The organism is Rhizobium sp. Leaf384, assembly GCF_001424065.1.
Taxonomy (GTDB): Bacteria; Pseudomonadota; Alphaproteobacteria; order Rhizobiales; family Rhizobiaceae; genus Ferranicluibacter.
In genome coordinates this window covers 356,648-382,614 of sequence record NZ_LMQE01000007.1, presented here as the reverse complement: position 1 = coordinate 382,614, position 25,967 = coordinate 356,648, and the positions used below count along the sequence as shown (strand labels likewise).

Annotated in this window: 23 protein-coding genes; 10 read left to right on the top strand and 13 right to left on the bottom strand. The window is 63.9% G+C overall.

The features are described from left to right. Positions 1-68 precede the first annotated feature (68 nt). A complete protein-coding gene (locus tag ASG25_RS17495) occupies positions 69-1,427 on the bottom strand; it encodes a TIGR03808 family TAT-translocated repetitive protein (RefSeq protein WP_062476825.1) in 1,359 nt (452 codons plus the stop codon). Positions 1,428-1,572: 145 nt separating this feature from the next. On the opposite strand from ASG25_RS17495, the gene ASG25_RS17490 reads away from it, so the two are divergent. After that, complete coding sequence (locus tag ASG25_RS17490) at positions 1,573-3,876, top strand: EAL domain-containing protein (protein ID WP_062477161.1); 2,304 nt, start codon at positions 1,573-1,575, stop codon at positions 3,874-3,876. Between the two features lie 314 nt (positions 3,877-4,190). Next, entirely contained in the window at positions 4,191-4,970 is a 780-nt protein-coding gene (locus ASG25_RS17485; protein WP_062477158.1) for a L,D-transpeptidase family protein, read from the top strand. Positions 4,971-5,066: 96 nt separating this feature from the next. Here the strand turns inward: ASG25_RS17485 and ASG25_RS17480 are convergent, their stop codons facing one another. From ASG25_RS17480 to ASG25_RS17470, 3 genes are all read right to left on the bottom strand, one after another. Beyond that, positions 5,067-5,465, bottom strand: coding sequence for a response regulator (locus tag ASG25_RS17480; protein ID WP_062476822.1), 399 nt, complete (start codon positions 5,463-5,465; stop codon positions 5,067-5,069). After that, positions 5,462-7,480 carry a PAS domain-containing sensor histidine kinase gene (locus ASG25_RS17475; RefSeq protein ID WP_062476819.1) on the bottom strand — a complete coding sequence of 673 codons (2,019 nt, stop codon included), beginning with the start codon at positions 7,478-7,480 and terminating at the stop codon, positions 5,462-5,464. Before ASG25_RS17475 ends, ASG25_RS17480 begins: the two co-directional genes overlap by 4 nt. Positions 7,481-7,682: 202 nt before the next feature. Next, positions 7,683-8,186: a MarR family transcriptional regulator gene (locus ASG25_RS17470; protein ID WP_062476816.1), complete on the bottom strand. Its 504-nt coding sequence runs from the start codon at positions 8,184-8,186 to the stop codon at positions 7,683-7,685. A gap of 139 nt (positions 8,187-8,325) precedes the next feature. On the opposite strand from ASG25_RS17470, the gene ASG25_RS17465 reads away from it, so the two are divergent. After that, the gene (locus ASG25_RS17465) at positions 8,326-8,748 is read left to right on the top strand and encodes an organic hydroperoxide resistance protein (protein ID WP_062476814.1); all 423 of its coding nucleotides are present in this window, start codon (positions 8,326-8,328) and stop codon (positions 8,746-8,748) included. Positions 8,749-8,961: 213 nt separating this feature from the next. Further along, on the top strand, positions 8,962-9,750 hold the full coding sequence (locus ASG25_RS17460; RefSeq protein ID WP_062477154.1) for a VOC family protein: 789 nt from the start codon (positions 8,962-8,964) through the stop codon (positions 9,748-9,750). A 99-nt stretch (positions 9,751-9,849) separates the two neighbouring features. Here ASG25_RS17460 and ASG25_RS17455 read toward each other — a convergent pair whose 3' ends face one another. Together ASG25_RS17455 and ASG25_RS17450 are read right to left on the bottom strand one after the other, a co-directional pair. Beyond that, positions 9,850-10,317 (bottom strand): hypothetical protein, encoded by a 468-nt coding sequence (locus tag ASG25_RS17455; RefSeq protein ID WP_062476810.1) that lies wholly within the window; start codon positions 10,315-10,317, stop codon positions 9,850-9,852. A 146-nt stretch (positions 10,318-10,463) separates the two neighbouring features. Beyond that, positions 10,464-10,967 (bottom strand): sigma-70 family RNA polymerase sigma factor, encoded by a 504-nt coding sequence (locus ASG25_RS17450; RefSeq protein WP_062476807.1) that lies wholly within the window; start codon positions 10,965-10,967, stop codon positions 10,464-10,466. Positions 10,968-11,377: 410 nt separating this feature from the next. Here ASG25_RS17450 and ASG25_RS17445 point away from each other — a divergent pair, with 410 nt between their 5' ends. Together ASG25_RS17445 and ASG25_RS17440 are read left to right on the top strand one after the other, a co-directional pair. Continuing rightward, positions 11,378-12,355, top strand: coding sequence for an SDR family oxidoreductase (locus tag ASG25_RS17445; protein ID WP_062477151.1), 978 nt, complete (start codon positions 11,378-11,380; stop codon positions 12,353-12,355). A gap of 152 nt (positions 12,356-12,507) precedes the next feature. Beyond that, positions 12,508-12,816 (top strand): hypothetical protein, encoded by a 309-nt coding sequence (locus ASG25_RS17440; RefSeq protein ID WP_062476804.1) that lies wholly within the window; start codon positions 12,508-12,510, stop codon positions 12,814-12,816. Here the strand turns inward: ASG25_RS17440 and ASG25_RS17435 are convergent. The 3 genes from ASG25_RS17435 to ASG25_RS17425 form a co-directional block, all read right to left on the bottom strand. Further along, positions 12,794-13,549 carry an amino acid ABC transporter ATP-binding protein gene (locus ASG25_RS17435; protein WP_062476801.1) on the bottom strand — a complete coding sequence of 252 codons (756 nt, stop codon included), beginning with the start codon at positions 13,547-13,549 and terminating at the stop codon, positions 12,794-12,796. The two genes, ASG25_RS17440 and ASG25_RS17435, sit on opposite strands and share 23 nt — an antisense overlap. Beyond that, positions 13,546-14,226 (bottom strand): amino acid ABC transporter permease, encoded by a 681-nt coding sequence (locus ASG25_RS17430; RefSeq protein ID WP_062476798.1) that lies wholly within the window; start codon positions 14,224-14,226, stop codon positions 13,546-13,548. The genes ASG25_RS17435 and ASG25_RS17430 overlap by 4 nt, the downstream gene beginning before the upstream one ends. Before the next feature lie 130 nt (positions 14,227-14,356). Next, positions 14,357-15,130 (bottom strand): amino acid ABC transporter substrate-binding protein, encoded by a 774-nt coding sequence (locus tag ASG25_RS17425; protein WP_062476794.1) that lies wholly within the window; start codon positions 15,128-15,130, stop codon positions 14,357-14,359. 270 nt (positions 15,131-15,400) lie between these two features. On the opposite strand from ASG25_RS17425, the gene ASG25_RS17420 reads away from it, so the two are divergent. Both ASG25_RS17420 and ASG25_RS17415 read left to right on the top strand, forming a co-directional pair. Continuing rightward, a complete protein-coding gene (locus tag ASG25_RS17420; protein ID WP_062476792.1) occupies positions 15,401-17,137 on the top strand; it encodes a methyl-accepting chemotaxis protein in 1,737 nt (578 codons plus the stop codon). A 36-nt stretch (positions 17,138-17,173) separates the two neighbouring features. After that, positions 17,174-18,238 carry a sensor domain-containing diguanylate cyclase gene (locus tag ASG25_RS17415; RefSeq protein ID WP_062476789.1) on the top strand — a complete coding sequence of 355 codons (1,065 nt, stop codon included), beginning with the start codon at positions 17,174-17,176 and terminating at the stop codon, positions 18,236-18,238. Here the strand turns inward: ASG25_RS17415 and ASG25_RS17410 are convergent. Both ASG25_RS17410 and ASG25_RS17405 read right to left on the bottom strand, forming a co-directional pair. Next, entirely contained in the window at positions 18,235-18,702 is a 468-nt protein-coding gene (locus tag ASG25_RS17410) for a MaoC family dehydratase (RefSeq protein WP_062476785.1), read from the bottom strand. The genes ASG25_RS17415 and ASG25_RS17410 overlap by 4 nt on opposite strands. Positions 18,703-18,878: 176 nt before the next feature. Next, on the bottom strand, positions 18,879-19,940 hold the full coding sequence (locus ASG25_RS17405) for an SDR family oxidoreductase (RefSeq protein WP_062476783.1): 1,062 nt from the start codon (positions 19,938-19,940) through the stop codon (positions 18,879-18,881). Between the two features lie 218 nt (positions 19,941-20,158). On the opposite strand from ASG25_RS17405, the gene ASG25_RS17400 reads away from it, so the two are divergent. Continuing rightward, entirely contained in the window at positions 20,159-21,868 is a 1,710-nt protein-coding gene (locus tag ASG25_RS17400) for an FAD/NAD(P)-binding protein (protein WP_062476780.1), read from the top strand. A gap of 10 nt (positions 21,869-21,878) precedes the next feature. On the opposite strand, the gene ASG25_RS17395 is transcribed toward ASG25_RS17400, so the two are convergent. Continuing rightward, the gene (locus tag ASG25_RS17395; protein ID WP_062476777.1) at positions 21,879-22,646 is read right to left on the bottom strand and encodes an MOSC domain-containing protein; all 768 of its coding nucleotides are present in this window, start codon (positions 22,644-22,646) and stop codon (positions 21,879-21,881) included. A 288-nt stretch (positions 22,647-22,934) separates the two neighbouring features. Between ASG25_RS17395 and ASG25_RS17390 the strand changes: the two genes are divergently transcribed. Continuing rightward, positions 22,935-25,040 carry a bifunctional diguanylate cyclase/phosphodiesterase gene (locus ASG25_RS17390; RefSeq protein ID WP_062476774.1) on the top strand — a complete coding sequence of 702 codons (2,106 nt, stop codon included), beginning with the start codon at positions 22,935-22,937 and terminating at the stop codon, positions 25,038-25,040. Here ASG25_RS17390 and ASG25_RS17385 read toward each other — a convergent pair. Further along, positions 25,004-25,894, bottom strand: a complete 891-nt coding sequence (locus ASG25_RS17385) for an SMP-30/gluconolactonase/LRE family protein (protein WP_062476771.1) — start codon at positions 25,892-25,894, stop codon at positions 25,004-25,006. The two genes, ASG25_RS17390 and ASG25_RS17385, sit on opposite strands and share 37 nt — an antisense overlap. Between the last annotated feature and the right edge of the window lie 73 nt (positions 25,895-25,967).

Genomic DNA, 25,967 nt, shown 5'->3' with positions numbered 1-25,967 from the left:
ACGCGATTGGCCGGACGAGGGAAGGTGGCCCTGCTGATGCAAGACATGAAAATTGCTGATGGATCGTTCTAGACGCGCCGGTTTCCCGCTATCGTCAGATGGGCAAAGGCATCCGTCGCGCCGTCCACGAGGTCTGCGCTCGCTTTCTCCGTCCAGCGGTAGCCGAGGATGGCGTTCTCGACGTTCTCGAACAGATTGTTGGTGATGAGAGCCGTGCCCGCACCGTCTGCCACGGTCACGCCGCAGCCGAGCGGCGCGATGCGGACGATATTGCCGCTCACGGTAACGCTGCGCAGATAGGGCCCCCAGCCGATCATCAGGGCCCAGCGGGCCACCTTCTCGATGACGTTGCCGATCACCACCGTGTCGGCTTCGGCCGAAATCCCGTAGCCGAAGCCCGCGCCGTCGGACACATAGGGACCGGTGCCGTGAATGTTGCGGACGATGTTCTGCCCGACGGTCGCGAGCCGCCCGCCGGAATCGAAGTTGACGATCGCGATGCCGTTGGCCGCGGTGTCGACGATGTTGCCGGTGACGACGGCGCCTTCGAAACCGAACTCCGCATAGATTGCAGTCTCGCCGGAGCGCAGGCACTGGTTGGCAGAGATCAGCATGTTGCTGGCCGCATTGCCGCGGATCGCAGAGAGCGCGCAGTCGGAGATGTGGTTGCCGGAGACGACGACGTCGCCCGCACGAAAGATGTTGATCCCGTTGCCGTTTTGTCCCGTTCCGCCGTCCAGCGACGCGATACGGGCGATGCGGTTGCCCGAAACCAGCGTTCCGTCCGGCCCAGTGTCCGACCTGTGCACGAGGATCCCGCCATTGCCGCAGTCGGCGACGGTATTGCCGGTGATCGACAGGCCGGTGCTGTCGACGGCGAAGATGCCGACGCCTTGCGGGCCTGCAATGTCGTTCTCGTCGATGCGACCGCCGCACCGCTTCAGATGAAGGCCGTGACCGCGCGTCCGGCCGGAGACAGCGCAGTTCTCGATCGTCAGCCGCGCGATGCCGTCGAGATCCACGAGACCGCGGCCGGGGTCACCGGACAATGCCTCGGCGTCGAAGGTCAGGCCGGTCAGCGTCAGGCGGGCAAGGTTCGCCGCAGTGAGAATCGGACCTGCACCCGCGGCAACGAGGCGCGTGGCGCCCGGCGTGCCGGCAAGTGTGAGGCCGTCTGGAAGCGTGATGTCAGAGAGCCTGTAGTCGCCGGGAGGAAGCAGGACGGGCAAGCGTCGGTCGACGGCTTCGGACAGGAGGGCGCGGAAGGCCTTGGACTGGTCGGAACGCGTGCCGGGTCGGATGCCGAAGTCGCCCGCATCGAGCGCGCCGCGAAACCCGTCCGGCAGTGCGGCGGCGTTTGTCCACCGGGTTGCGAGCGCGAGCGGCAGGCCGGCAAGGGCGAAAATCAGGGTGCGGCGGGTGGTCATGGCTCGTCCGATGATCAGGGGGCGATTTGGGAGAGTGTTTAGGGAAGAATAACTTCTTTCCTTTAGCACTTTGTATCCAACAGCGCGCGCCAATGACTGGCGGGAGACGGCCTTGAGCAAAACGAACCTTCGCGGACGCAGCCCGATGTCCGACGGTCTTTCGGGCGACGACGATACGCAGCGCCTGATCGAGGCGACGCGCCGGCTCGCCAGCGAAGCGGCGCGTCTCTACGGCCCGCGAACCGACATCGCCGAACGCCATTATTGGCTCGAGACGATGGTCAACCACATCCCGGATTACATCTACGCCAAGGACCTGCAGGGCCGCTTTCTCCTCGCCAACGAGGCGACCGTTCGCGACAACGGTTTTTCCGAGATGCACGAGATCGTGGGACTGACCGATTTCGACCTGCATGCAGAGGACATCGCTGCCCGGATCGCGGACGGCGAGCGGCAGGTCATTGCGAGCGGCGAAGCGATCATCGGTCTGGAGGAGCGGGCGGCCGTCGACAAGGGCAATGAACGTTGGCTGATGACGTCCAAGGTGCCGCTTCGCGACAAGCTCGGCCGGACGATCGGCACTGTGGGCGTGTCGCGCGACATCACCGACCGCAAGCGGGCCGAACAGCTGATGATCGGGCAGACACGCGTCCTGGAGATGATTGCGAAGGACACACCGCTCGACGATCTCTTCCGCGAGCTCATCCTGATGATCGAGGCGCATGTGCCGGGTGTCCAGGGCGCCGTCTACATGCTGACGGAAGACGGGCAGCGACTGATGAAGGGCGTGGCCCCCGGGCTCGATCCGTCCTATACGGCAGCGATCGAAGGGTTTCCGATCGGTCCGAACAGCGGCTCCTGCGGCACGGCCGCCTATCTCGGCCAGCCGGTCTTCGTCGGCGATATCCTCACCGATCCGCTCTGGGCCGCCTATCTCGATGTCGTCCAGCCCTTCGGATTTCGCGCCTGCTGGGCCGCGCCGCTCCTGTCGTTTCACGGCAAGGTTCTCGGCACCTTCGCGCTCTATGCCAAGACTCCCGGCCTTCCGGCGGACCCGGTCAGCGATCTGATCGCCATGGCGGCCCGTCTTGCAGCGATCGCCATCGAGCGGCGCGAGGCCGCCGAACGCATCCATTTCATGGCGCATCATGACGCCCTGACAGGGTTGCCCAATCGCAGCATGCTCGACGGCCATATGGAAAAGGCCATGACGGCCGCGCGCGAGACGGGCGAATGGGTCGCGCTCGCCTTCCTGGATCTCGACAATTTCAAGCTGGTCAACGACAGCCTTGGACACAATGCCGGCGACGAACTTCTGCGCACCGTCGCGCAGCGCATGAGCCTCTGCGTGCGCAAGGGCGATATGATCATCCGCGTCGGGGGCGACGAGTTCATCATCCTGCTCACCGGCCTTCAGGCCGACCGGGAGCTGGTGCTGTCCCGTTTCGAAGGCATCCGCAGCGCCATCGCGCGTCCGATGACGCTGGCCGGACAGACCTTGCAGGTAACCTGCAGCATGGGCGTCGTCTGCTATCCGGAACAGGGCGAAAGCACGGGCGAACTGCTCGCCAATGCCGATGCCGCCATGTATCGCGCCAAGGCTTTCGGGCGGAACAACCTGAAGCTCTTCTCGTCGGAAATGGCAGATGCGGCCCGGGCGAAGCTGGTGCAGGTCGAAGCGCTCCGCCAGGCGCTGGAGCAGGGGGAATTCGTGCTGCACTACCAGCCGCAGCTCGACCTCGCCTCGGGCTGCGTCTTTGCGGCGGAAGCGCTGGTGCGCTGGAATCATCCCCGTCACGGCCTGATCTCACCCGCCGACTTCGTGCCGCTCGCCGAGGAAACCGGGCTGATCGTCGACATCGGCGAATGGGTGCTCGATGCCGCCTGCCGGCAGAACCGCGCCTGGCAGGATGCCGGGCTGCCCAGTCTCATTGTCAGCGTCAACGTCTCGGCGCGCCAGTTTGCCGAAAAGGCCTGGGTCTCCCGCGTTGCCCGAACGCTTGCCGACACCGGGCTCGATCCGCAGTTCCTGGAGCTCGAGCTGACCGAAAGCCTGATCATGCAGGACGTGCCCCAGGCGATCGCCACCATGCACGAGCTGGAAGCGCTCGGCGTGCGCCTCGCCATCGACGATTTCGGGACAGGCTATTCCAGCCTGAGCGCGCTCAAGCGCTTTCCCGTCAGCCGCCTGAAGATCGATCGGTCCTTCGTCAAAGACATTCCAGGCGACGAGGACGACATGGCGATCACCGCCGCCATCATCTCGCTGGCGCAGAAGCTCAAACTCGATGTGATCGCCGAAGGCGTAGAGACGCAGGAGCAGCTCGATTTCCTGCGCGAGTCCGGCTGCAACGAAATCCAGGGCTATTGGGTCAGCCGGCCGCTGCCGCCGCTCGCCTTCGTCTCGCAGTTTGCCCCAGGCCTCGCGCTGGAAGCCATGAGCGCCTGAGACGCGATCCCATCCGTGCGGACCCGGTGATCCGGCGGCAGCTGCGCCGACGGCGCGTGGCAAGCCTCGCGCCAGCACCTGTCTGCCATAAGGGGCGGCAACCGCCGGCAGCGGATGGATGCAAAGTTGCAACGGTCGTCAAAAACCCTGCAGCCCCTGCTTTTCCTCCGTTTGTCGCGCGCTAGCTTGCTGTTGTGCTCGTTGAAGCCGAAGACGCCGTACCGTTCTCCCAGCGGCCGTGCGCGCTCGGCCAAACGGACCATGATCATTGCGTCAACCGGAAGTCCGCCCCCATGAGCCCGCTCAAGCCCCCGATGTCCCCCCTGTCGCGCCGGCAGTTCCTGAACCTGACCGGCGTAGCGGCTGCGACAGCCGCGCTGTCGTCCTGCAACTACACGTCCAACACCGCCAGCTTTAACGCCGAGACCCGGCCGTATTTCCGGAACCCGGAATTCGACAACCGCTTCGCTCCGGCAAACGGCAGCTATCCCGTCTACGGGCAGCCTCAAAACGCCGCATACATGACGGGTCTGCCGCCGCAGTCCGCCTATGCCGCCAGCATCTACGGCCCCGTGGTCGACGGCGGATTCGCCATTCCCGCCGTGCCCTATCAGGAGATTGATCCGCGGTTCTATCGCCAGGAGGTTGCCGATCCCTTCGGTGAAGCTCCCGGCACGATCATCGTGGATACCCAGGACCGGTTTCTCTACCTGACCGAGCCGGGCGGCCGCGCGATGCGCTACGGCGTCGGTATCGGGCGCGAAGGTTTCGCCTGGTCCGGCCGCGGCGTGATTCAGTGGAAGCAGAAATGGCCGCGCTGGAAGCCGCCGAACGAAATGGTCGCGCGCCAGCCGCATCTGGCCGCCTATTCGATAGAGAATGGCGGCATGGAGCCCGGCTTGTCCAATCCGCTCGGCGCGCGCGCCATGTACATCTTCAAGGATGGGCAGGATACGCTCTATCGCCTTCACGGTTCGCCGGAATGGCAATCGATCGGCAAGGCCGTTTCCTCCGGCTGCGTACGCCTGATCAATCAGGATGTGATCGATCTCTACGATCGCGTCCGGACGAAATCGCCGATCCTCGTCGTCTGATCGCCGACGACACACGGCAGACGATCGACCGGCGGTCTCCGCCGGTCCTTTCCGCGCCATTCGTCTCTGTCATCAGGTCCGGCATGAGATCCGGGCTCAGTGCCGGCCCGTCTCGATGATGTCCGCCAGCGCCTTTAGATTGTCGGACGTCAGAGGCTTTTCAAAATAGCGTTTCACGAAGTCATACTGGAGCGCCTTGTTCCGGTCCGTGCCGAGGTGCGAGCTCGTCAGCATCACCACGAGGGGCGCTTGCCCGCCGCAGGGGCGGACGAAGTCGCGGGCAAAGGTTTCCAGGAATTCGAAGCCGTTCATGACCGGCATGTTGATGTCGAGAATGATCGCATCCGGCTGCTCCTGCTGCAGCATCTCCAGTCCCTCGCGGCCGTTGGAGGCCTGCACGACCTTGATGGACGGGTCGAAGCGCTGGATCGTATAGCCGCAGATGAAAAGATCCGTCTCATCGTCGTCGATGATCAGGAGGGAGCCTATGGTCATGCATCATACCTCTGGGGTAATCGTATGACAAATCGACTGCCTTTGTCGAGCCGAACATACGTTACGGTACCGCCAAGATGCTCGGTGCTCTTTCTCACGATGTAAAGACCGAGACCGCTGCCGTCGGACCGGGCAGGATGGAAGCGCTTGAACATCTGGAACAGGCTGCCTTCGTCGCCGGGGTCGAGCCCGAGGCCGTTGTCGGAAATGCGCAATTCCAGAACCCCGTCTCCGGTCATGGCGGCATCGATCGTCACGTTGCGCACCGCCTCCTCGGGATCGGCGTATTTGATGGCGTTCGAGACGAGATTGTCGAGGATCATCCGCAGACGGGCGGGCTTCGTTCGAAGGGTGAGGTCCGCCGCGACGTCGACCGTAAAGGAGACCTGTCGTGCAGGGTCGATGAAACGCAGGCGCTCGATCGTTTCCTCGATGGCGGCGAGGAGGGGGATCGTCGTCATCGGCTCGTCCAGCAGGCGGCTGCGTTTCAGCTGGATGATGTTCTCGATCAGCCCGTCGAGTTTTTGAAGCCCGCGCTCCAGCCGCTCGATAACGGGCGTGATCTGCGTCGTTGAGGCTTTGAGACCGATCATGTCCCGCATGATGGTCGTCAGGCCGATGGAGGATGCGATCGGCGCGCGCAGATCGTGCGAGGTGCGGTAGGCGAACTCCTCAAGCTCGGCATTGGCTTCGAGAATTTCCTGTTCGTGCCGCTTTCGCTGGGAGATGTCGCGGACGATGCCGCTGTAGAGGACGGCGCGATCAAGCTCGATCCGGGCGACGGAGAGATCGAGCGGGAAACGGATGCCGCTGCGGCGCTTGCCTTCGATTTCCCGCGCCCTTCCGGCGATGTCCCCAACTCCAGGTTCAGCTCCGGCATCCTCGGGTTTTCCCGCCAGGGGCAGGAAACCGGGGATAAGAGTGCGGACGTCATGACCGAGCATCTCCACGGCGCGGTAGCCGAAAATCGCTTCCATCGCATGGTTGGTGGACAGGATCCTGCCGGCTGCATCGACGGTGACGATCCCGTCCGCGGCGGTATCGATGACGGCGCTGAGGCGCTCCTCGCTTTCGCGCAGCTTGAGGGCCGTCTCGCGATAGCTCTGTGCCTTGCGGAAGGCGTAGACGATGAGGCCGGCATAGACCATGCCGGAGACGACCAGAAGTCCGGCAAGAATGGCCTGGGAGGCCGGCCTGCCGTCGGAATCGATGCTGATCGTCGGGCTGGTCCCCTCGAACGCATCCTGCAGGTCGAGCAGGGTGAGAAGCAGGAGAAGCAGGTAGCTGGCCGCACCGAGCGTGGCGGCGATGGTCGAGGCGTCGTAGTGGAGCTCCTCGACGCGCAGGAAAATCAGGGGCAGGGCGAGAGCCGCGAAGCAGAGCGCGGTGTGCGGCGACATATGGCCATAGCGCGGCCAATCGCTTTCCGTCGCCAGCTGCAGACCGTAGCCGAGCAGCGTCGCCGCCGCCGTCATGAAGACGGTGGCGGCCAGCGCGATGCGCAAGAGCGTCGGTTTGCCGGTCAAGGCGCTGACGAGAATGCAGACGCCGAGCAGGGCGAAGGAGAGCGCCGTTCCGCTGGCGAGATGGCCGGGATAAGGCGCCGTCTGGCGGAAGGGGTCGATCGTCAACCTATCGAGAGGGTGCATCGTGAAGAGAACCGGCTCCAGCAGGAAGGCGAGGCCGATCAGCATCACGACAACGGACAGGACCGTCGCGGTGCGGGTTGCCTCGTGGAGGAGGGCCGCAAAGGCAAGGCCGCTCAGGACGAAGCTGGCGGCGGTGTTGAACTGCATGCGGAAGAGAACCGGCAAGGCATCGGCGAGGGAGCCGACTTTCAGAAGCCAGAGCGCGCTGATGCCGATGCCGACGAGCATGCTGAACCCGGCGGCGCCCATGCCGGCGGCGTGCCAGCGCAGGCTGCGGGGCGGCGCTGCGCCTGCAGGCCGGGAGCGCTGATGGAGGTCGGCGCCTACGAGATCGGATCGATCACGCCCGCCGACGGCTTCGTGCATCCCGTCCGCTCGAAGCGTCCCGCGTTCTTCCCCTGCCTGTGCGCGAACCATCCCCCCAGGTCATCCCCCGCTTCGCTTTGGTCCACAGAGAACACGCGCCGAGCAGGCCGTCAACGCCCGCAGCGCAGGTGCTTTTCGGCGCAGGTGGTTTTTAGGGCAGGTGTTTTTCGGGGCAGGTGCCGGAATGGCGGGCGGGGAGGCGTCAGCCGACGATCAGAGGATCTTTCGGCTGCGAGAGGCGCTCGGTCAGCGCGTCCAGGACGGCCTTGAGCGCGTGGGCCTCGTCGTTGCTGCACCCGATCGCGCTGCCGATCGCGGTCTGGACATGGCCGGCCTCCGCCTGAAGCGCCTCGCCCTTTTCCGTCAGTGCGATGTTGACCTGCCGTTCGTCCTTGCGGTCGCGCGTCCGGCTGACGAAGCCGGCGGCATCGAGCCGCTTGAGAAGCGGCGAGAGCGTGCCGGAATCCAGCCCCAGCTGGTCCCCGATCTGCTTGACGGTCATGACCCTGTGTTCCCAAAGCGCCAGAAGCACGAGGTATTGCGGATAGGTCAGGCCGAAGCGGTCGAGCAGCGGTTTGTAGGTCCGGTTGAAGGCGTGGGACAGCGAATAGACCGCAAAGCACAGCTGGTCTTCGAGCGGCAGCGGAATGCTCAGCGAAACCGCCTGTGCTGTCGTCTCGGTCCGATCTGCCCTTCGCTTTGTCATGGCACGATCTTACGCCTTCCGACGTAAAAATGCAATTTGCAAAATTGAGTTGCGTGCAATTGAATCGTGCGTTATAAAGATCTCGAAGACGGACGTTCTTCTTCACGAAACGCGTCGAAAGCGACGACAGGAGACACCAATGGCTATTCTCTACACCACCAAAGCTTCTGCCACCGGCGGCCGTGCAGGCCGTGCCGTGTCCGAAAACGGCGTGCTCGACGTCGTTCTGACCGTTCCGAAGGAACTTGGCGGCGACGGCGCCACGGGCACGAACCCCGAGCAGCTTTTCGCTGCCGGTTACTCTGCCTGCTTCCTCGGTGCCCTGAAGAATGTTGCAGGCAAGGAAAAGATCAAGGTTCCGGAAGAAACGAAGGTCACCGCGACCGTCGGCATCGGCCCGCGCGATGACGGCACCGGCTTCGGCATCGATGTCTCTCTGCTCGTCGATATCCCCGGCCTGGACCGCGAAACCGCCGAACGGCTTGTGGCTGCCGCGCATATCGTCTGCCCTTACAGCCACGCCATGCGCACCTCGACCGAAGTTCCGGTCAAGGTTGCCTGATCGACGATCTGCACAAGCGATCGATCGCTTGTTTAACCGACCGGAGCGACAGGCTTCGGATGGGAAGGATGGAGACGGTGCGTCCGTCTCCATCCTTTTTTGCGTTCAGCCTTTTTGCGTTAGGCCTCTTTTCCCGTCATGCGTGCGCATTTGATCAAGACTGGGAAGAGTGTCATCATGGCATCAGGAGACATGGCGAAGGGAGGGGAGCAGATGTCGGACGAGCATGGCAAGTTTATCTGGGCGGAACTGATGACGACCGATCCGATGGCGGCAGGCGCTTTCTACCGCGCGGTCGTCGGCTGGACGACCGTCGAGATGGCGGATTACGATTACACGGTCTTCGAGGCGGCCCGGCCGGACGGCGAGGGGCGGGCCGGGGTTGCCGGGATGATGCGCATTCCGCCGGAATTGCTGTCAGAGCACGTGCCGCCGAACTGGACGGCCTATGTGTTTGTCTCCGATTGCGATGCCACGGTGGCACGCGTCGCGGCCTTGGGCGGCACGGTCCGGCGCCCGCCCGAAGACATTCCGGCGATCGGACGCTTCGCCGTGGTCGCCGATCCGCACGGGGCTGTGCTCTGCATCATGACGCCTCTGCCGATGGACACTCCGTCGCGGTCTATCCCGGCCATGACGCCCGGACAGTTCGGGTGGTACGAACTCCATACGGACGATGTCGATGCGGCGTTTGCTTTCTATTCGCAGGTGTTCGGCTGGTCGCTCGATCACGATATGGATATGGGCGACTTCGGCGTCTACCGGATCTTCGCCCATGACGGACAGGCCGTCGGCGGCATGATGAAGCGCATGCCGCAGATGTCGAAGGCGCATTGGGCCTGCTACATCACGGTCGAGCGGCTCGATGACGCCGTGTCCCGGCTCGTGACCGGCGGCGGCAGCGTCGTCAACGGCCCGATGGAGGTTCCAGGCCCGGCCTATATCGTCAACGCCATCGATCCGCAGGGTGCGTTCATCTCCCTGCTGGCGACCGAACGGTGAGAAGGGAGGGGTTCTGCCTCCGCAAGCGGCCGGTGGTGGGGCCGTTTCTTGACTGCGACAAGCCACGATCGTGGTCGGGGAGGATGTTCGGAAGGATCGTCAGGAATGGGATCCCGAAAGCATCCCGTTCGGACCCTTGCGGCCTTCGTTCAGCAAAGCTTGCAGCAAGGCCTGGATATCGGCGGGGTCGGGACTAAGGATGTAGGGACGGGGGTCCTCCGAGGGAAGAAGCGTGTCGACCACGATGAAGATGTAGGGCAACCGCAATTCTTCAAACGCGTCGAGCAGGTCGATCAGTCGGTCGTCGACCAGGGCGATATCCACAAGCACGCCGGCCCAGTCGCGGGCTCTGCCAAGCTCGATGGCGTCCGGCGCGGTCGGCCCCTCGAGCATGATCTCTGCGGCCTGCCAGGCGAGGCGTGTCGTTTCCAGCAGCGTCTGGGGATCACCGATGACGAGAACCTTGAACTGGGGCACGGTCGATCCACTCGGTAAGGCGCCCAGGTTTGGCGCATCACGCGCCTGTCCTCCGGCATCGGCCGCAAAGCCGACGATGCGCCGTTGCATCGTCCGGTCATCGGCCCGCAGCTTTTAGACGGAAATTCCCCCAGGGTCGAGGCATGCGACACCCGTTGCGACGGGCGCACGCGAAGCCGTCCGTCGGTGCGGCAAGTTTGCATCGCTGCGGACAGGTGAAACGCGGGTCGCGCCGTTTAGCGGAGCTCTTCGCCGAGGTCGCGGGCCAGATGCTGCCGGGCACGGCTGACACGGCTCTTCATGGTCCCAAGCGCGCAGTCGCAACGGGCAGCGGCCGATTCGTAGCTGATCCCGTCGATGAAGATATACTGGATCGCCGTCCGGTAATGCACGGGCAGGCGCATGACGGCCCGCTCGAGTTCATGACCCCGAACCGACCATTCCTGCGTTGCGGCGACCGACGAGCGATCCGCAACACAATCATCGAAGCCGACATGCTCCCGCTTGGAAACGCCGAAACGCGTGCAGAAGGTGTTGCGCATGATGGTGAACATCCACGACTTCAGCCGTGTTCCCGGCTCGAACTTGTCGATGTTGGCAAGGCTTTTGGCAAGCGTCTCCTGCACCAGATCCTCGATGTCCGTTTCAGACCGATAGAAGCGCGAGGCAAAGGCGCGCAGTGCCGGAATGAGTGCGACGACGTCCTGTTGAAGACCGCTCGTCTGAATTTTCCGATCCATGGTTTTCCCTCCTGACAATGCGGTACCAATCAGCCCGCCGAAGGTTCGTTCCCCCAATTCGGCGCGATCCAGCCGCTTTTTGAAAAGAATTCGTCTTTTTGTATTCGTCTCAGATTGAATGTAAAAAATGACACAACCGGTAACTGCTGATTTGCATCCTTGCGACGGTGTCGTGAGCACCGTCGGAAAGGCGGGAAACAGCTATGCCGTTTACTTCCAAGGGAACCGAGATCGCCTGGTTTGGTTGGCCCTTGGAATGCGCAAAGCGCATGCGCCACGATCAGCCTGCCCCGCACACGAAAAAGGGCACGACAAGCACAGGAAACGTCATGACACACGAGAACAGCCGGACCCCTAAGGAAACATCGACGGAGCGCGACGGCAGCCGCACGGTCACGCGCCGCGCCGTCATGGGTGCGACCGGAGCGGTTCTGGCCGGAGCGGCGATGACCTCCGCGGCCGCTGCGCAAACGACAACGAAGGCCGCCACGTCGGAGGCTGCGCCCGCAAAGCTGGTCGATCCGCGTACGGCCTATCCCAAGCCGCCGTTTCCGTCTCAGGAACAGCCTTTTCCCGGCCTTGCCTCCAAGATGGATCCGCGGCCGGATCATGGTGAGACGAGCTACAAAGGCAGCGGTCGGCTGGCCGGACGAAAGGCCCTGATCACCGGTGGCGACAGCGGCATGGGACGGGCCGCGGCGATTGCCTATGCGCGCGAGGGCGCAGACGTTGCCATCAGCTATCTGCCAGACGAGGAGCCGGACGCGCAGGAGGTGATCGCGCTGATCGAAAAAGAGGGCCGGAAGGCCGTGGCGCTCCCCGGCGACATCCGCGACGAGGCCCTCTGCCGGCGGATCGTCGAGGATGCGGTCCGCGAACTTGGCGGATTGGACATTCTCGTCAACAATGCCAGCCGCCAGCAGCAGCGTCCCTTGATCGCGGATCTTTCGACCGAAGATTTCGACGCGACGATGAAGACCAATCTCTATGCCATGTTCTGGCTGACCAAGGCCGCGCTGCCGCACCTGCCGCCAGGCGCGACGATCATCCAGACGACGTCGGAGCAGGCCTATGATCCTTCGGAAAACCTGGTCGACTACGCCATGACCAAAGCCGGCATGATGAGCTTTACCAAGTCGATGGCCAAGCAGCTTGCGCCCAAGGGCATCCGCGTCAACGGCGTCGCGCCGGGCCCGATCTGGACGCCGCTTCAGGTCAGTGGCGGAGCAACGCAGGAAAAGCTCGTGACGTTCGGCGGCGACACGCCGCTTGCCCGTCCGGGACAGCCTGCAGAGCTTGCCTCGATCTACGTCCAGCTTGCGGCAGCCGATGCAAGCTATGCGACCGGACAGGTTTACGGCGCCGCCGGCGGTAGCGGCCAGCCCTGATCGGGCATCGGCGCGACGGGGTCGCGTCGCGCATTGCGCCCTTCCCGGAGCAGCGGGGAGGGTGGCGCGGCACACGGGCCTTGGCAAGACGGTCTCACTTTCGATGCCTCTCCTGTGTATGGTGTCGCGAAACGGGGTGCGAGACCAACGACATGCCTGCAATCGGTGCCATCTGGCGCGCGGAGATCGATGCCGTCGAATTTCATGTCGATAGCGGCTACCGTTTCGTCGTGCATCGCAACGTATTCCGCACGCTGCGCGGATCGCCGGCAGCCGGGGATATCTGCGTCGCGTTTGCCGAGGCGCATGGGGAGGCGTTCCTTGCGGCCGCTCAGGCGCGCATCGCGTCCGACGGATCCGAAACGACACGCGCGTTCCATCTCAACAGCCGCCAGGTTCGACGCGCCATGACCGGCACCTCGAACCGGACTGCGATTCTCAGAGAACCTGGGCCGCGCTGATCGACGAGACGAACTGGCGGGTGCGCTGGTGCTGCGGCGTGTCGAAGATGGTTCGCGCCGGTCCCGCTTCGACGATATCGCCGGCCTGCAGGAAGATGACCTGGTCGGCCAGTCGCGAGGCAAGACGCAGATCATGCGTCGCCATGACCATGGTGGTGCCTTCGCGGGCCAGCGCTCCGAGCACGTCCACCACTTCGGCCGCAAGCTCGGGATCCAGAGCCGAAGTCGGCTCGTCGCACAGAAGGACGCGCGGCGAGGGGGCCAGCGCCCGGGCGATTGCCACACGCTGTTGCTGCCCGCCCGAAAGCGTTGCCGGCCATGCCGTGGCCTTTTCCGCCATGCCGACCTTCGTCAGCAGTTCCATCGCGCGGGCGCGGGCCTTTTCGGCCGGCCATTTGAGAACGGTGGTGAGGCTTTCCATCACGTTCTCGATCGCCGTGCGATGCGGGAAGAGCTGAAAGTTCTGAAACACCATCCCCGTCTGCTGACGAATTTTCTGGATGTCGTTCCAGCCTGGCTTCCTGCCCATCTCGAAACGCGTTTCCTCGCTGCCGATGCGAATCGTGCCGGCGCTCGGGATCTCGAGCAGGTTGATACAGCGCAGCAGGGTGCTCTTGCCGCCGCCCGAGGGGCCGATCAGCGCGGTCACGCTGCCTTCGGGGATCGTAAGGTTGATGTCCTTCAGGATGACGGCATCGCCGAAGCGCTTTTCGATATGGCGAAGCTCGATCATCGATTGGACTCCATCATGCCGCCATAGCGCGCGAACCGCCGCTCCAGCCGGACCTGCAGTGAGGACAGAACGGAGCTGAGCGCGAGGTAGATCAACGCCGCCTCGATGTAGAGGATCAAGGGTTCATAGGTCGTGGCAACGATGCGCTGGGCCGACTGGAACAGCTCGGGAACGGTAATGGCCGCCGCGAGCGAGGTATCCTTCACCAGCGAGATGAAGGTGTTGGACAGCGGCGGCACCGCCACGCGCGCCGCCTGGGGCAGGATGGTGCGCCGCATCGCCTGGCTCCAGGTCATGCCGATCGAATAGGCGGCTTCCCACTGGCCTTTCGGGACCGAGGAGAGGACGGCGCGGATGATTTCGGAGCTGTAGGCGCCGACATTCAGCGTGAAGCCGATCAGCGCCGCGGGGAAGGCATCGAGAAGAATGCCGATGCTCGGCAGGCCGTAGAAGATCACGAACAGCTGAACGAGAAGCGGCGTCCCGCGGATGACCCAGACGTAGAAGCGCGCGATCAGGGCGAGCGGCATCGGCGCGAACAGGCGCGTCACCGCCGTGACCAGCCCGAGGATCGCGCCGAGGAAAAAGGACAGAAGCGTGAGCGGGACCGTAAACTTCGCGCCCGCCCACAGGAGCGTGGGAAGCGAGTCGATCATGAGTTGCAGCCAGTGCGGCACGGTATTTCCTCAATTGCTCGGTACCGGAATAAAGCATGTCCGGTGAACGTCAGTCCACCGGACATGTCATCCGTCTGTCAAAGGCCAGTGCCGGTCGGCGAAGCAGGGCGCCTTGCCGGGAAGCGGGCGATCAGCGCGAGACGTCCTGACCGAAATAGGTGTCGGAGATCGTCTTGTACGTGCCATCGGCCTTGATCTCGGCCAGAGCCTTGTTGATCGCGGCAAGGAGTTCCGGCTCTCCCTTGCGGATGATGATGCCGGAATAATCGGCATTGTCCTGCTCCGCGGCAATCTTCACCGGTGCATCGGGCTTCTGCTTCTTGAAGTCGAGGAAGGACAGGCTGTCGTTGACCGTCGCGTCGGCCCGGCGGGTCAGGACGAGCTGGATCGACTGATCGAAACCATCCGTGCCGACCAGTTCGGCGCCGGCGCTCTGGGCGATCTTGCCGAAATTGCTGCTCAGCGACTGTGCCGACGTCTTGCCCTTGAGGTCGGCAAAGCCCTTGATGTCGTCATTGTCCTGCCGGACGATCAGCACGGCCTTGGAGGCAATATAGGGCTCGGAGAAATCGTATTTCTGCTTGCGTGCCTCGGTGATGCCGACCTGGTTGATGACGGCGTCATAGCGGCCCGCGTCGATGCCGGCGATCAGCCCGTCCCACTTGCCCTCGATGAACTGCGCCTTGACGCCCAGCTTGGCGGCCACGGCCTCGCCGATCTCCACGTCGAAGCCCACCAGCTTGCCGTCGGCATTGTGGAAGGTGAACGGCGCGTAGGTACCTTCGGTGCCGATCTTCAGCACGCCGGCCTTCTGAATGGCCGACAGGTTCTCGCCGGCCAGCGCCGGGGCGATCGCGGCGGCGTGGAGGATGGCGGCGGTGGCGATGGTCTTGAGCCAGTTCATGATGTCTGCGTCCTTCTGAAGCGATGTCGGTCGTCTCGGCACGGCGGCCGGTCGAACTCTGTCATCGCAGGAAATAGGCGCGAAGGATTGAAAGAAAACTGCGAATGAAACCGGCAAATGCGAAAATCTTGCTCTTTCGGCCTGCCGAGCCGGTAGGCATATCGCGAAGTCTCGCTAGGTCGCTATGTTAGGCAAACCTTTCTTTACGTTTATGTCGGATTCTAACACTTCACCGGGCTACCGTGGCCGGGCAGCACTTCGGAGATGGCCATGCGCCGCTTGTCTCAGTCCCTCGGCTTCGATGCGAAGTCGGTTCTTCACGCGATCAGTCAGTCCCAGGCGATCATCGAGTTCGACCTGACCGGCAAGGTTCTCACCGCCAACGACAATTTCTGTCAGGCCCTCGGCTATAGCCTTTCCGAAATCGTCGGTCGCCATCACAGCCTGTTCGTCACGCCGGAAGAAGCTGCATCCCCTGAATACCGGGAATTCTGGGCCGCTCTCGCCGGCGGGCTTTTCCAGCGGCAGCAGTACAAGCGTATCGCCAAGGGTGGCCGCGAGGTCTGGATCGAGGCGTCGTACAATCCCGTCCTGCGAAACGGCAAGCCCTACAAGGTGGTGAAGGTCGCGACCGAGATCACGGCCTCGAAGATGAAGAGTGCCGAGGACGGCGGCAAGCTCATGGCCTTGTCGCGGGCGCAAGCCATCATCGAATTCACGCCGCAGGGCGAGATCCTCTGCGCGAACGACAATTTCCTCGGCGCCCTCGGATATGATCTCTCCGAGATCGTGGGGCGGCATCATTCGATGTTCTGCGAGCCGTCCTATACGGCCTCGCCCGACTACAAGGCTTTCTGGGACGATCTGCGCCGCGGGACCTTCAAGACCGATCAGTTCCTGCGCATCGGCAAGGGGGGCAAGCGGGTCTTCATTCAGGCGTCCTACAATCCGATCTTCGATGATGCCGGACGGGTCTTCAAGGTGGTGAAATTCGCGATCGACGTCACGGATCGCATGCATGCCGTCGAGGAACTCGGCGCAGCGCTGGAGCGGTTGTCCCAGTGCAATATCCGCGTGACGCTGGACGAGCCTTTCGTCGGCGAGTTCGACAGTCTGCGGCGCGATTTCAACACGTCGATCAGCGAGTTTCAGAAGACGCTGACAAACGTGCTCGGCCAGACCCACGCGCTGAACGCGAGCAGCCAGGAAATGCGCCACGCGGCCGAAAGCCTTGCCGAACGGTCGCAGCAGCAGGCGGCCGCGCTCGAGGAAACGTCAGCCGCCCTTGACGAAGTCACGGCGACCGTTAACTCCTCTACCGAAAATACGCAGGAAACGCGCACGCTGGTGCAGAACGCCCGCGTGTCGACCGGCGCATCGGCAGCCGTGGTGCAGGAGACGGTCACGGCCATGCAGAGGATCGAACAGGCCTCGGGCGAGATCAGCCAGATCATCGGCGTGATCGACGAGATCGCCTTCCAGACGAACCTTCTGGCGCTGAATGCCGGCGTCGAGGCCGCGCGGGCCGGCGAGGCCGGAAAGGGTTTTGCCGTCGTTGCCCAAGAGGTCCGCGAACTGGCGCAGCGCTCCGCGAAGGCTGCCAAGGAGATCAAGGTTCTGATCACCAATTCCGGCAAGGAAGTTTTGGAGGGCGTCCGTCTCGTCGGCAAGACCGGCGACGCACTGAAGGAAATCGACATCTTCGTGCGCCGGATCGACCAGAACGTGGACGCGATCGCCACCGCCGCCAAGGAGCAGTCGGTCGGCCTTCGTGAGATCAACAAGGCGGTGAACGAGCTCGATCGGATGACGCAGGAAAATGCCGCCATGAGCGAGCGGACGACCGATATCAGCCGGGCGCTGGCCGAAGGCGCCGACGCGCTGGCCGCGATGGTCAGCGTCTTCAAGCTCAACCGGCGGACCGCCCAGCGCCAGCCGGGCGCGTCGGATGCTTCCCGGCCTTCGCACAGGGAGGCGACGCCCGGGCGGAGGAGCTTCGCGGCCTAAGACGCACTGCCGCCTTGAGGCGGGAAAGGACTTGTCATGCAGGAAGACCGGCGCAGGAAGGTGCTCTCGCAGCGCCTCATTCCGGACAACGAGATCGATCGTCTCGCCGCCGTTCGATCCATCGGCTTCCGTGCCGTCGAGACGATGCCCGAACTCAAGGACCTCGCCTCTCTTGCGCGCGACGTGTTCGAGTGTGCCTTCGCGGCGGTCAACATCGTCGATCAGGACTGGCTCCGCTTCATTGCCCAGTCCGGAACCGTCGTCGAGAGGTGCTCGCGCGACGAATCCATCTGCCAGTACGTCGTGCATGAAGGCGAGGTCATCGTCGTTCCCGACCTGACCCTGGAGCCGGCAATGGCCCACTTGCCCTATGTGGTCGGGGGGCCACGCATGCGCTCCTATGCCGGGGCACCCATCGCGCTGGAGCCGGGCCTGACCGTCGGCGCGTTCTGCATCATGCACACGGATCCCCGCGATCTCGATGCGCGTCAACGTCGGCGGTTGACGGAGTTTGCGCGGCTTGCCGGTGCGCTTTTCCGGTTGCAGCGGTCCAATCTGCTGATGGCGAAGGCCGAGCAATCATTGCGTCTGGCGGCAATCACGGATCCGATGACGGGCTTCTTCAACCGGAAGGCCTTGTCGGAGCTCGTGGATGGCCAAATGGACGAGACTCTGGCGGCTGGCCGTCCGTTCGGCGCCGCCTATCTCGACATGGACGGTTTCAAGGCGATCAACGACCGGCACGGCCACCAGACGGGCGACGAGGTTCTGCGGCAGGCCGCCGGGCGCATTCGCTCGGTCATTCGGGCCGGCGATATTCCGTTGCGCATGGGCGGCGACGAATTCGTCGTCTTCTTCCCCGATTGCGGCAGCGAGGATGCGTTGCCGACAATTGCGGCGCGTCTGGTCGAGGCATTCCGCACGCCGTTCCTGATCGGCGACACACCTGTGGTGGCACATCTGAGCATCGGTGCGGCCGCCGTGTCGCACAACGGTGCAAGCCGCGAGGCCTTGCTGGAGACGGTGGACAGGGCCTTGTACGAAGCCAAGGCAAGCGGTCGGGACCGCTACGTCGTGCGTCCGGGGAACATGCCGGACTAAACGGTGTCCGTCGCGGGCCGGCGGAAGACCAGGAGGCTTGCCGTCAGGGTCTGCACGATCCCGTCGTCCTGGTTGATCGTCCGGCTGCGCATGACGACGATGCCGCGATCCGGCTTGGAGCGGGACGGGCTGATCTCGACGATCTCTCCCTCCACATGCAGCCTGTCGCCCGGGCGGGTCGGCAGCGGCCAGGCAAGCTCGCAGTGCGTGCCGATGAGGCCGCCGTCGAAGGGGAGGCTCTCCACGATCAGGCGCATGGTCAGCGCCGCCGTGTGCCAGCCGCTGGCGGCCAGTCCGCCAAACAGCGTCGCATGCGCTGCCGCGTCATCGAGGTGAAAGGGTTGCGGATCGAACTGGCCTGCAAAGCTGCGGATTTCGTCCGCGGTGACATCGACGGTCCCGCTTCGGAATGACAGGCCCGGTGCCAGATCGTCCAGAAAGAGACGCGGTGTGTGCTGTTTCATGCCCGACCTCCCAAAACCTCTGAATCCCGTCTTATCAGAGATCTCTCATTTTCCGTAGCGGTACCGGATCTCGAGGACGATCGCGGGCGAGGTCCTCGAGGTCCGGCGCTAGCCGACGAGATCGCGACGGCGCCTGCAGGCTCCGTGAAGGCCGGAGCACTGCAGGCCTTCGCCGCTCAGGGGATCAGTCGCTCGTTCCGCAGCTCGTCGAACAGGGTCGTGAAGGCGTCGTCCGTCGGCTGATAGACGGTAAATCCCATCCGGCGGCTCTTCGACATGTCGGTGACCACCTCGATCGGCCGACCGAGGTCAGCATCGGTATGCCAGGGCGAAATCAGCCGATGGATGTCGTGTTCCACCAGCGTCTCCCGCTCGGCAATCCTGCGCCAGATCGCAGCGTCGTCTGCCATCTGCTCTTCCAGCGGACGGACCGTGCCGTCGAACGGCGCGGCCTCGATGCCGAAGGCCGCCGCGATGCGCTGCCACATCCAGCTCCAGCGGAAGACATCGCCGTTGACGACGTTGAAGGCCTCATTGGCGGCTTCCGGCGTCGTGGAGGCCCAGAGCATGTGCTGGGCGAGCACATCCGCACTGGTCATGTCGGTGAGGCCGTTCCACTGGGCGGCCACGCCCGGAAACTGGAACGGGCGCCCCGTCTCGCGGCAGATCGCGGCATAGACGGCGAGCGTGGTCCCCATGTTCATGGCATTGCCGACGGCCTTGCCGATGATGGTATGCGGACGGTGGACGCTCCAGGTAAAGCCATCGCGCTCTGCGGCGGAAAAGACCTCGTCTTCCTGCGCGTAGTAGAAATTCTCCACATCGAGCCGGCCCTGTTCCTCGCGGAACGGCGTCTGCGGCAGGGTGCCTTTGCCATAGGCCTCGAAGGGTCCGAGGTAATGCTTCAGCCCCGTGACCAGCGCCACGTGACGCACGCTTCCGGCAGGGCGGAGCGCCTCGAGCAGGTTGCGCACCATGGCGGCATTCACACGAATGTTTTCGGCCTCCGTCGGCTGGCGCAGCCAGCTTGCGATGAAGACATGGGTGGGGGCGACGTCCGCCAGAGCGGGGCCAAGCGTGGCCGGATCGAGAAGATCGGCGGCCAGTGGCGTTACGTTCTCCTGGCGTCCCGGCTTTCGTGCGAGACCCGTGACATCCCAGCCGGCCTTCGACAGCACCTTTGCGGTGGCGCTGCCGACCACGCCGCTGGCGCCCACGATCAAAGCCTTGTTTTGCATCTACAGTCTCCTTGCGTTCACGCCGGACATAGGTATCCCTTCCATTCTGTCCACCCGCCCTATCTGTCCTCCCATGGGCAATCGTACGCCTGCGGACATTCGGTTGCGGAACATTCCATGCTCCGCCCGGTTTGTTGTCGTGCCGGACTTTGCCCGCGATGGGGGCTTTGTTGCCCGTCACATGTCCTTCTTCACACTCGTGGCGTTCCGGTGTTTTCATGACAGTTAAAATTGCGATTATCGGGTCGGGTCCGACCGGTATCTACACGCTTCACGGCCTCGTCTCCTGCCCGCGGCCGCTCGACATCACCGTGTTCGAAAGCGATGCCGATCCGGGGAAGGGGACGCCCTATCATCCCGATATCAACGACCAGGCCATGCTGGCCAATATCGCCAGCATCGAACTGCCGCCGATCTACGAGACGCTCGTCGCCTGGCTTCGCCGCCAGACGGACGCGGAGCTGGAGCGGATGAATGTGGCGCGGGACGCCATTGCCGAGCGTTCCTTCTATCCGCGGATCGTGCTCGGCGAGTTCTTTCAGGACCAGTTCCGCCAGTGCGTGATCGAGGGCCGCAAGGCCGGGCATGTCATCGAGATCAAGGCGTTGCATCGGGTCGACGATATCGATCTTCATCCCGGCGACATCGCCGTCACCGCCACCGGACCGGAGGGACAGCAGCGCTATGCCTTCGACCACGTGGTGATGGCAACGGGGCACGACTGGCCGGAAACGACCGAGACGCGCCCGGGCTACTTCATGTCGCCCTGGCCGGCGCCGGTGCTGAAAACCATTCCGCCTGGGCGCGTCGGCATTCTTGGAACGTCGCTGAGCGCCATCGATGCGCTGATCACCGTCGCCACCGCACACGGCGCCTTCTACCTCGATGCCGCAGGATCGCTCGAATACTTCCCGTCGCCCGGAACGGAGGCCTTTTCGGCGGCGCTGATGTCGCGCAAGGGCGTGCTGCCGGAAGCCGACTTCTATTGTCCCTATCCCTATCTGCCCTTGTCCATTTGTACACCGGAAGCGGTCGATGCCCTGGTAGCAGGGGGTCGGGGTGATCTTCTGGATCCGATCTTCGACCTCTTTCGGGCCGAATTGCTTGCAGCCGATCCTGCCTATGCCGAGCGGGTCGGTCTGGGGATGCTGACGGTGGAGACGCTGGCGCCGGCCTATTTCGCGGACCGGGAGGGGGCGGATCCCTTCGTCTGGGCGGCTGCGAACCTCGCGGAGGCCGAACAGAACGAGCGCGACCGGCGCACGATCGGCTGGCGCTATGCGATCCTGCGCATGCACGAGGTCATCGCGCGGGCCGTGCCGTTCTTCAACAAAGACGATCTCGATCGCTTCCACAAGCACTTCAAGACCGTGTTCATCGACGATTACGCGACCGTGCCGCACCAGTCGATCCGCCGCCTGCTGGCGCTTCGGCGCGCGGGCAAGCTGGAGGTGCTTCGGCTCGGCAGGGAGTCCGATGTCGATACGGAAAACGTCGATCGCGGCGCGACCGTCAGCTTCGAGGGCCGGTCCGAGACCTTCACGGCCTTCATCGATGCAACGGGGCAGCACCAGCTTTCGGCGCGCGACATCCCGTTCCCCAGTCTCGTCCAGCACGGGTTCGTCCGAAAGGCCACGACACCCGTCTCGACGGTTCTGATCGAGATGCCGAACGAACCGGCGGTGGTGCGCACCGGTGGGGTCGATCTCGATGATACGTTCCGTCCGATCCTGACGGCGCCTGTCAACCGGAACCTCTACTGCGTGTCCATCGCCTTCCTGCTGCACAAGCTTCCCTTCATTCAGGGGATCACCAGCGCGCACGAACTCGGCGGGATCGTCTCCACGACGATCCTTGGCGAGATTGACGGGACAATCGGGGGCGCAGGGTCGGGCATCCTTGTCGGGATCGACATGAACGCCGCGTAACGCAAGGCCCTCAGGCGTCGACCCAGACCTCGGCGCCGAGGGTGACCCGGCCGGGGACGGCGATGTCGGCGTAAACGCCGAGGTTGCGCCGGTTGCCGCGCAGGATACTGCGCAGGATGTTGGGCTGTTCCGGCAGTCCGGGCTGTGCGGCGAGCGTCATGCCGCACCGCTTCGTGCCTTCGGTTACATGGATCTCCAGCGTGCCGATGACGACCCTCCGGCCGATCCAGTCGTTTTCGACAAAGCCTGATGGCGTCTCCGTCTGGATCAGAATATCCGGCCGGAACCGTCGTGCATCGAGGGTCGATGCGGGATCGCTTGCCCGGATGGCCTCCATCGAGGCCGTCGTCAGGATGTGGAGAGGGCTTGCCTTGTAGCGCGGCTCGACCACGGGCCAGTTTCCCCCGGTTCCCCGCGTCTCGGCCAAGCCGACCGAAAAGCCGAAATGCGCCGACAGGCGATCTTCCAGATCCGGCGCATCGGCCGGCCGCCACGTGCCGTCGGCAAAGCCGATTTCGGCCATGCCGTCCGGTCGCAGCCGCGAAACGAGATGCAGCGCCTTGCGCCAGCGCTCGCTCGATTCCGGTGCCGCGGGTTCGCGCGTGTCCGCGTCGAAAAGCAGAAAGGATCGACTGCCGGGAACGCCGCTCGGGGATGCATCCGCTGCCGCGGCTTTGGCGTCACCGGTTGCCGCGACATCGAGGTGGTCCAGTTTCTCGCCCCCGACCGAACTTACCGGGTAGCGCCAAAGTTCGGCAATCCGTCCAACAGATATCATGGAACGTGTCTCCGGCAGGTGATGGGGGGATGAGCAGGTTCGAGGACGCCTGCGGGTGGAACTCTTCGTCTGAATGCGCCCGTGTCCCGCTGGTTCCGACGCACGCCCGTAAACACGTCGTGAAAAATGCCCCCCGAAAGAGGTGATCCGCGTTCCCCAAGGGGGCATTGTCTTTACCAGTGCGCGAATTCTTCCTGATTCAGCAATCAATGGATGTATATATTATTGGATATTTATTTAGCTTTGCTTGTTATTCTTCCGGTTCATAGCACAGGTCAGGGTAGGTTGATGGTCAGCGTTTTCGGAGAATCCACACGCCTGCTTCTGCCGACGGATGACTTCCGAATGCTGTTTCAGACCCATCCGTCGCCGATGTGGCTTTATGATCCACTGACCTATCGTTTCCTCGTCGTCAATGATGCCGCTGTCGCACTCTACGGTTATAGCCAGAAGGCGTACAAGCGGCTGACGGTTCTCGACATCCGCCCCGCCTCCGAGCGACAGCGCATGATGGATGCCGTGGCGAAGCGCAACGATGTCGATCGGGCCGAGCGGTGGACGCATCTGAAGGCCGACGGGACGGCGCTCGATGTCATCACCTACGGACGCGAGGTGCATTACCAGGGGCGGCAGGCGATCCTTGCCGTCGTCCAGGACCGCACCGAGGTGATCGCCGCCCGCCAGAAGGTCAGCGAGACCCAGACCTTGCTCGACAGTATCATCGAGAACCTGCCGGTTGCCGTTTTCGTCAAGGACATCGAGGAGAATGGCCGCTACGTGCTCTACAACGCCGCCTGCGGCAGCATCTTCGGCACGCCGTCCGAGACGGTCGTGACGGGATCCGACGGGATGGTGTTCTCGGAGCGCCAGACGAGGCAATTCCGCCAACAGGACGATTGCGCGCTGGCGACATCGGGGACGGTGAATTTCGAGGAGACCATCGAGGATCCCTCGGGCGGGAAGCGCATCCTGCGCACCGCCAAGCGCGTGCTGCCGACGCGCAAGGGCAAGCGACCGCGCTATGTGCTCGGCATCTCGCAGGATGTGACGGAAGAGCGGGAGGCCGAAGCCCGGCTGGCCTACATGGCGATGCACGATTCGCTCACCGGCCTGGCGAACCGTGCCTATTTCAGCGATCACATCCGGCGAGCCGCGCTCGCGGCAACGATGGAAGCGCCGGTCGCCCTGCTGTATCTCGACATCGACCACTTCAAGACCATCAACGACAGCAAAGGGCATGCGGCCGGTGATGCTCTCCTCTGCCAGGTGGGAGACCGCCTCCTTTCCAACATCCGGCAGAGCGATCTCGTGGCGCGGCTCGGGGGAGACGAGTTCGCGATCGTGCTGCAGCTCCAGGACGGGCGCACCGCGGAGGAGGTGGCCGACCGGCTGTTGTCCGCCCTGCGCGTGCCTTTCGATATCGACGGCATCGCCGAGCACGTGACCTGCAGCATCGGCATCGCGCGCGCCCCGGAGCACTCCACGGACGATGACGGGCTGATGCGGGACGCCGACCTGGCGCTTTACGCGGCAAAGGAAGGGGGACGATCGACCTTCCGTCTCTATCGCCCCGAAATGCGCAGGGAGGCGGAGCGCCGGCACGAAATGAAGCTTGCGCTGCATCACGCGCTGGCCGAGGGACAGTTCGAACTCTACTACCAGCCGATCTGCGAGATCGACGGCCCGGTTCTCGCGGGCTTCGAGGCCTTGATCCGCTGGAACCATCCGGAACGCGGGCTGGTGGCGCCGATCGACTTCATCCCCATTGCCGAGGAGACCGGGCTGATCGTTCCGATCGGCGAATGGGCGATGAACGAGGCTTGCTGGACGGCATCCCGGTGGCCGGCCCATCTGAGGATCGCGGTCAATCTCTCGGTCTCGCAATTTCGCGATGCGGGCCTCCTGGATATGGTGCGACAGGCGATCGAGAGCAGCGGACTTGCGCCCGAACGGCTGGAGATCGAGATCACCGAGTCCGTTTTTCTCACCGATGTCGGCCAGAGCCTGCCGCTCCTGCGCGCGATGAAGGCGCTCGGCCTCAGGATCGCCATCGACGATTTCGGCACCGGCTATTCGTCGCTGTCCTATCTGCGCAGTTTTGCCTTCGACAAGATCAAGCTCGATCGCAGCTTCGTTTCGTGCATCGAGACGGATGCCGGCAGCCTTGCCATCATCCGCGCGGTCGCCGGGATCGGCTCCGGCTTCAACGCCACGACACTTGCCGAGGGCGTGGAAACCGAGGAGCAGCTGCAGGCACTCCGCCGCGAGGGATTTGGCGAAGTGCAGGGCTATCTGCTCGGTCGTCCGCTGCCGCTCGGCGAGACCGAGGCGATCATCCTGGCGTCAACGCCCGGTCGTCAGAGCGCGCCGTTGCGGTTGAGCGCGACGACATAGAGGCCCGTCGTCGCCGTCATGAACAGCTGATGGCGCGCACGTCCGCCGAAGCACAGGTTGGAGACGCGCTCCGGAAGCAGGATGCGACCCATTAAATGCCCGTCCGGCGCGATGCAGTGCACGCCGTCGCCGGCGGACGACCAGACATTGCCGTCCGTATCCAGCCGGATGCCGTCGGCAACGCCCGGCGAGATGACATGGAAGACCGCACCGCCCGAGAGCCGGCCATCCTCGGCCACGTCGAAGACGCGGATGTGGCAAGGGTCGTCGCTGTTCGGCAGGCCGGTGTCGGCGACATAAAGCCGACGCTCGTCCGGGCTGAAGGCAAGGCCGTTCGGCGAGCGAAAATCGGTGAGCATCGCGCGGATCTCGCCCGAGGGGTCGACGCGGTAGACGTTGCAGGGCAGTTCCTGCGCGCTGCGATGTCCCTCATAGTCGCTGAAGATGCCGTAGATCGGGTCGGTGAACCAGATGGCGCCGTCGGATGCCACGACGACATCGTTCGGGGAGTTGAGGCGTTTCCCCTCGAACCGATCGGCAATGACGGTGATCCTCCCGTCATATTCCGTCCGCGTCACCCGCCGTGTCCCGTGTTCGCAGGTCACGAGGCGCCCGAGACGGTCGCGCGTCTGGCCGTTGGAGAAATTCGATGGCGAGCGGAACGTGGAGAGGCCGCCATCCGGCGACCAGCGCAGGATGCGGTCGTTGGGAATGTCGGAAAAAAGCAGGCAATTGAGGTCGCCGAACCAGACGGGGCCTTCGACCCAGTCGAAGCCGGTTGCCAGCTGCTTGACCGGCCCGTTGCTGAAGACATAGGTCGAAAACACGGGATCGACGGCTTCGAAAAACGACATGATGCTCTAACTCCTCTTGCGCGTGCGCTTTCGCGGTGCCCCTGGCAGGCTCTTTCGACCGCGCTCCCTTTCC